Genomic DNA, 6801 nt, shown 5'->3' on the forward strand with positions numbered 1-6801 from the left:
TCCGGGAAGGGGCCGCTGAATTCAAACGCTACGACCGGCTGAAAAAGCAAGGCCAGGCTGAGCAAGCAGAGGAGGTAAAGCATTGTGTTCATCGCGGTTTTCACGTGAGTTGGTTATCGCTGCCTGGGCGAAGCGCGAGTGCATAATTTCCCCCTGTCTGGCGAAACCCCAAGCGCTTCAAGAACCGATCCATTTTTTCCAGTTCGATGCCGCTGTTGATGCCGACGGATAGCTCGAACACGCCTCGGTTCTCGGCCCATTTGCGGAAGGCGGCCAGCAACTTGAGTCCCGCTCCGCCCATGCGCCGCTCCGGCAGCACGTCGTAGTGGATGACGCTGGCGACCAGCAGGTCGGAGAAGAAGTGCCGCTCCACGCCGCCGATCAAAGCGCCGACGATCTGGCCGGCAGGATCCTCGACGACGAAGAAGGCGTGCGTCTTGTGGGCGTTCTGGCCGATCTCGATCACTGCGCGCAGGTTCTGCGCGAGACGTTCGGCGTTGTAGTCGTAGGCCGAGAAGCGGGTGATGGCGTGCATGCGGCGTCCGAGTTCGATACAGGCCGGGACGTCATTCAGAGTGGCGAAGCGGATTTTCATTTGAAATTCAGGTCCTCTCCGGTGTCGGGCGGACGGGCTTGGCGGATCGCTCCTCGCTCAGCACCGTTACCCGTTCGCCGATGCGCACGACCTCGTCGACCTGCAGGCTCTTCGGTAGCACATGGGTGATGAACAGCATCGTCACCCGCCCACGCAACTGGTTGATGGTCGCGGCAAAATGTTCGGCGGTCTGGGGGTCGAGGGCGCTGGTGGCTTCGTCAAAAAGCAGAATCTTCGGGCGCTTCAGCAGCGCTCGGGCAATCGCCAGGCGCTGGCGCTGGCCACCGGACAGCCCGGCGCCGCGTTCGCCGATTTCGGTCTGATAGCCATTGGGCAGTTTCTCGATCGCGTCGTGGATCTCGGCCAGTTTCGCGGCCTGCACAATGCGTTCGAAGGTGGCGTGCGGGTTGGCGGCGAGCAGGTTGTCGTAGACGGTGCCGGAGAAGAGCACGGTCTCCTGCGGTACGACGCCGAAGTAGTGGCGCAGTTCGTTGGCCGAGAGGTTCTGGATGTCGGCGCCGTCGAGCTTGATTCGGCCGTCCGAAGGTTGATAAAAACCTTGCAGCAGTTTGGCCAGCGTGCTTTTCCCGGAACCGGACGGACCCATGATCGCGACCGTGCTGCCTGGCCGCACGGTGAGGTCGAAATCGCGATAGAGGTAGGGGTGCTTGTCGCTGTGCCGGAAGGCCAGGCCCTCGATCTCGATCAGTCCCTTGCCTTCGGCCATGCGGGTCGGAATGACCGCATAGGGCTCGGTTGGCGCGTTCATCACGTCGCCCAGACGTTTGACCGAGAGACTGGCCTGTTGAAACTGCTGCCACAGACCGACCAGGCGCATCATTGGTTGACTGAGTTTGCCCGCGAACATCTGGAAGGCGACCAGCATTCCGATGGTGAACTCGGTGCCGGTCATCACGGTGTAGGCGCCGATGACCAGGATGAGCAGGCTCATCAACTGTTCGAGGGTGGTCGCTGCGGTGTTGTAGGTGTTGGCAAGCTGTCGGGTCTGAAAAGTGGCGTGCAGATAGTCGGCCAGGTAATCCGAGAAGCGCGACTTGAGTTGCGGCTCCATCTGCAGGCTCTTTACCGTTTCCAGACCGGCGATGTACTCAGTGATGAAAGCCTGATTGCGGGCGCCGAGCAGGAACTGATGGTTCAATTGCGACTGGAACATCGGTGCGACGATCAGGCTGAGCACGACGATGATCGCCAGCACCGCCAGTGCGACCAGGGTCAGCTTGACGCTGTACCAGAACATGATGCCGACGAAGATGAGCAGGAAGGGCAGGTCGAGCACCAGCGTTACGGCCGCACTGGCGACGAACTCGCGAATGGTCTCGACACCGTGTAACCGGGCGGCGATGACGCCGGTCGGGCGTTTCTCGAAATAGCGCGGAGGGAGTTTGAAGAGATGGTCGAAGACGGCCGCCGCCAACACGGCGTCGACCCGGTTGCCGGTATGCAGCACCAGATATTGACGCACCCAGGTGAGGATGGCCGAGAAGATCATGAACACGGCCATGCCGATGGCGATGACGAGCAGCGTGCTCTGCGTGCGATGGACGACCACCTTGTCGATGATGGTCTGCGTAAAAAGGGGAGTGCCGAGCGCCAGCAACTGCATGACCAGCGAGGCGAGCAGAACGTCGCGCCAGACCTTCTTGTGTTTCAGAAGGTCCGGAACGAACCAGCGGAAGCCGAAATGGGTCGTGCTGCCGACCACGTCTGGATCGAAAATCGGTGGCCGCCTCTTGGCTATGAAGAAGACGACGCCCAGATAGCGTTCGGCGAATTCATCGCGCGGTAACTCTGACGCCGCCTTCGTCCCGGCCTCGAAATACTGGACGCGCTCCGGCGAAACATCGGTAATGAGTCCCAAACGGGCGCCCCCGATTGCGCTTTCTCTATTGGCTGCGCGCTCGCCGACCACGGGGACCTCAACTTCGGTCGCTGCCTCGTTTTTCAGCGGTGCCAGCACTGCCAGGCAAGGCGTTGCCACCTCGTCCAGAGCCGAAGCTGCACGCGGCTTGAGCTGGATGCGAAACCCCAGCGCGCGAGCGGCGTGGATCAGGGTGTCGGTGGTGTAAGGCGGCGGAAACTGCTTGAGCAGCAGTTCGGCGTCGAAAGGCACACGATTGAGCGCACACAGACTCCCCACAGCCCAAACGAGCTGGGCCGCTTCGAGTGGCCATCGGGCAATCGCTTTCTGTTCCTGCCTGTTGATCGAGGCAATGCGCTTGATTCGCTGAAGCATGTTCAGCGAATAAAATGGAAGTCAGTCGTCGTATGAAACGAGCCTATCGACGGGCAAGGCCGGTAAGATTGCTCCCTTTCTCCCTGCAACATGACCCCTCTCCCGTTTTCATCTGTTTTAGGATAGAGCGTGGATTTCACAGGAAAATGGGGCTATTGTCAAATCAGTTGTTTACCTTTTCGAAGCCGCACAGGGCGGCTGTTGCCGGAGGTTGCCTCCCGAGGATCGGTAGACTTGGGCGATGAAGCTGGAGGAACCCAAGGACGTTCTGGGAGTGATGCGGCTGGACAGTGCCTTAGGGTGTTAACCTCGAGTTTGATCGCGCCAGCGACGATTCTCGATTTACGTGCCGATTTCCCCGCTTGCTCCCATCTTCTGTCGCGATCCACCATTTTCTTGTGCGAAAAGCTTCGGCGTATATTCCAGGCTTTGCCTGATAGGCGTCAGCGCAGCGCTGCACAGCGCAATGAAGTCGAGAATGCCGCCCTGTCAGCCGTTTCCGTATTCAGGTCGCAGAGTCTGTCTGTGCTCGACAGCCAAGACAGGACGGGATGCAGACGCCATTGACGCCGAAGGACGCGTTCCTGCTCGTCGGGGTGCTTGCGATTCCCAGGGATAGACAGATTCGCAAGCTTCTGGACCGGATTTCCGCCCGAGACACGGTGATCTTCTTCGGTCGACGCACGTACGGCGGGCAGCACGGCAGGCCTGACGGTCGACCAGCGGTTCGTCAGCGCCGAGCCGACAGGAGGCAGCAGGCGTGCGGATGACCGGTTGCTCGCTCGCCGCCCGAACCGCGGCAGGCGCTGTTCGAGCAGATCGCCGGCGCCGGTGCGTACCGGCCGGGACGAAGTCGGCCGATACGCTTCAGTCGCCGGACGCGCGATGCGTGACCCAGATCAGGCGATCGACCGCGAAGTTCAGTTCACGCGCCTGCCGCAGCAGCACCTCGCGCACCTCGTCGGGCAGATGAGGCTCGCGTGACAGAATCCACAGGTAGTCGCGGCTGGGGCCGACGACGAGTGCCCAGCGGTAGTCTCGCTGGTCGAGCGCGGCAATGTGGTAGGCGCCGTAGAAAGGACCGAAGAAAGAGACCTTCAAGGAGCCACGCGAGGGCTCGCCGATGAACACGGCCCTGCCGGCGGCCTGCTGCCAGCGCTGACGCGCAGCGTTGTAGCCCCGGTTGAGCACCTCGACGCTTCCGTCGGGCTGCAGGCGGTAGTGCGCCGATACATCGCTCAGACCGCGTTCGAACGAATGGTCGAGACGGGCAACTTCGTACCACTTGCCGAGGTAGCGCTCAAGGCGGAAGTCGCTGACCGGGACGACGCCTTCCGGCAGCGTCGTACAGGCGGCCAGCAGCCATACGGCGGCTGCCAGCGGCCAGAGCAAACGCCAGCGCGAGATCGTCTGCGCCAGTCGGCGTGCGATCGGCGGCGGGCGACGAAACGGGGCGAGGTGAAAGCCGGGCAGCGCCGGTTGCTCGCCGGCAATGGCCGCGCAATGTGCGTGCTTTGCCGGTAGGCTCATTCGCTGGCTGCCTGACGCAAACGTTCGTACGTCTGGCGTTCCCGCTCGCGCTGCGCGGCAAGACGCTCGAAGCTGGCCTGATTCTTCTGGCAGGCAAGGGTATGCGGACTGCCCCGCCGGACCGTCTCGGTGTCGACATCGCAACGGTGTCGGCGAATCGACTCCTCGACGTGCAGGCGATCTGTCTGGAGGGCCTTGAAGCGCCATTCGGAGCGCTGCGGGTCGGCGAGAAATGCGGCGAGTTCGCGGCAGTGCCGGCACTTGCAGTCGATCCGGCTGTCGCGGGCGAAGTCGGCCGGCGGTGCAAGCACGACGGCAAGCCGCTGCGCCAGGTACGCCAGGCACGCGGAAAGCAGGCGCTGGGTCGGTGCCCAGGAGCGCAGCGCGGCGTTTTCAGCGGCCAGCGTCAGCGCGGCAGGAATGAGGAGAGTGTCGAATGAGAAGGCGCCCGGATTCGCCAGCAGATGATCGACCGCGCGCTCGCCAAGCGCCGCTTCGTCGAGTAGACCTAGCGCACGAAGCAGTTCGACGGGTAGCGTCGGTGTCAGGGGCGCTGCGCGCGTCGCGGTCGGCGGGTCCGCTGCCGGCGCGGCGGTTTTTGCGTCGCCGGGCAGCGCGGCGAGCAGCGCGAGCACGGCGGGACGCAGCGATTCGGCGGCTGCGCCGACCGGCAGCCGGGAGACGAAACTCGTTGCCAGGCGCGCCAGCAGGTCGGCACAGGCGCTGGCCTGCGGCACGGCGTTGCCGGCGATCACCTGCGTCAGCAGCTCGGCCGCCCGCACTGGCGGCAGGAGCAGCAAAGCGTCGCTCAGCGCCGCGTTGTCGCCCGCGCCGTACGCGCCTGTGGCGCTGATTTCGCTGGCGTAAGCGGCGATGTTGTCGAGGTCTTCGAGGCGGCTTAGCGCAGCGAGGAATACACTCGTCTTGTCCGACTCGCGCGCCGCTACCCAGCCGTGGCTCGGCCAGTCGCCGCGTCGGGCAATCATCAGGCGGGCAAGCTCGCGCGCCTCGTGCCGCAGAGGCGAAGCGGCTGCGCCGCCCTCGGCAAGCCAGCGCTCGGTCAGCCGTTCGAGGCAAGGCAGCGAAGTGCTGCGTCCGGCCGCAGCGATGATCGCAACACGGCTGCCCTGCGGCCAGACGACGAAAGCCGCGCGGTGATAGCGTCGCTCGAAGCTGGCGCCCGCGTTTCCCGTCGCCTCGGAGAACTCCTCTTCGTCCGGGTCGGCGTCGTCGAGGGCATGCGGCGGACAGAGTTCGGCGTCGGCGGCGGGCAAGGTGTCGAGCAGGGAAGGGCTGCCGTCGGCGCTTTGCCAGTCGCTGAGCGTCAGCCAGCGGTCGAACACTTCGCCAGCCTCGAGGTCACCGTCGTCAGCCGCGTAGTAGGCGCCGCGACCCGAGCGCGGGGAATAGGCATACTCGGCCGCACCGTTCTCGGCGAGCGTGAGAAACGCCAGAAGAACCTGACACGAAGCGCGCTGAGCGGCGGCAAGCAGGACCGAACCGACCGCCGCGTCGGCGAGCTTGAGCGTTGAAAAGCGCATCTCGGCGAGCGTGTAGGCGTGTTCGAGCGGCCAGATCAGCTTCTGCGGACACTCCGCGTCGCCGCCGGTGCTGTGCTGGGCTGCCCAGCGTCCGAGCAGTTCGGCGACGCGGTCGACCTGGGTGTCGTAAGCCGGTGGCTGCGGCAGTTCGCTGTCGCCCGGGCGAATCAGGTTGTAGATCAGGACGAGCCGGCAGCCGGCAGTGACCGGGCGGACCTCGTGCAGGCAATCGGCATAGAAGCCGGCAAAGGCAAGCTCCGACGGGTCCTGCGCGGTGAGGTCAAGGCAGACCTCGCGTTCGCGGTGGCGTATGCACAGCTCGCCGCCCGTGAAGATCGACGGCAGGACGACGACCAGCGTGGCGAACATCCCCGCTGCCTTTTCGGTATCGCGGTGGCTGACGAAAAAGCTGCCGGCGTCATAGACCAGCATCTTGTACAACTCGGCGTTGACCGGTTCGAGGACGCCAAGGCCGACAGCCGTGCGCCTGACGATTTCACCGAGATCCTGTTCCCACTGCCGGCCGCACAGGCGGATACGATCGGCGGCGATCTGCCAGGTCCGGCGCACGGCCGTATCGACCAGCGTTTCGGCGCCACGCCCGTACGGCGCCTGTTCGGCAACCGCGATCAGTTGCTCGGCCTGCGCTGGCAGAAGCGGCAGCGAAATCGGCCCAACGCCGTCAACCTCGATCCTGGGAAGAAAGAACGCGTGCGTTCCGTGGGCATAGAAATCGCCGGGGCGGTCGACGGTTTCAAGGATGTCGGCAAGATCCTGAGCAAAGGTGAACATGGCGGAAGACCTCGGTAGGCTGGGCTGAAGGGCAAGGAACGCTTGCCCGTCAGTCTACCGTTTGTCGGGAGGCTTGCGGGTTGCCTTTC

At 64.0% G+C, this 6801-nt stretch carries 4 protein-coding genes; all 4 read right to left on the reverse strand.

The window, feature by feature from the left end; translation table 11 throughout:
* Window positions 1-100: 100 nt before the first annotated feature.
* The 4 genes from RKP46_RS06160 to RKP46_RS06175 all read right to left on the reverse strand — a co-directional run bounded on the left by RKP46_RS06160 (window position 101) and on the right by RKP46_RS06175 (window position 6712).
* Window positions 101-595 carry a GNAT family N-acetyltransferase gene (locus RKP46_RS06160; RefSeq protein ID WP_300327727.1) on the reverse strand — a complete coding sequence of 165 codons (495 nt, stop codon included), beginning with the start codon at window positions 593-595 and terminating at the stop codon, window positions 101-103.
* A 7-nt stretch (window positions 596-602) separates the two neighbouring features.
* A complete protein-coding gene (locus RKP46_RS06165) occupies window positions 603-2849 on the reverse strand; it encodes a peptidase domain-containing ABC transporter (RefSeq protein WP_300327726.1) in 2247 nt (748 codons plus the stop codon).
* Window positions 2850-3716: 867 nt separating this feature from the next.
* The gene (locus RKP46_RS06170; protein ID WP_311105823.1) at window positions 3717-4379 is read right to left on the reverse strand and encodes a lipocalin family protein; all 663 of its coding nucleotides are present in this window, start codon (window positions 4377-4379) and stop codon (window positions 3717-3719) included.
* A complete protein-coding gene (locus RKP46_RS06175; protein ID WP_311105824.1) occupies window positions 4376-6712 on the reverse strand; it encodes a 2OG-Fe(II) oxygenase in 2337 nt (778 codons plus the stop codon). The genes RKP46_RS06170 and RKP46_RS06175 overlap by 4 nt, the downstream gene beginning before the upstream one ends.
* Window positions 6713-6801: the final 89 nt, after the last annotated feature.

It is taken from the genome of Accumulibacter sp. (assembly GCF_031732815.1).
GTDB lineage: Bacteria > Pseudomonadota > Gammaproteobacteria > Burkholderiales > Rhodocyclaceae > Accumulibacter.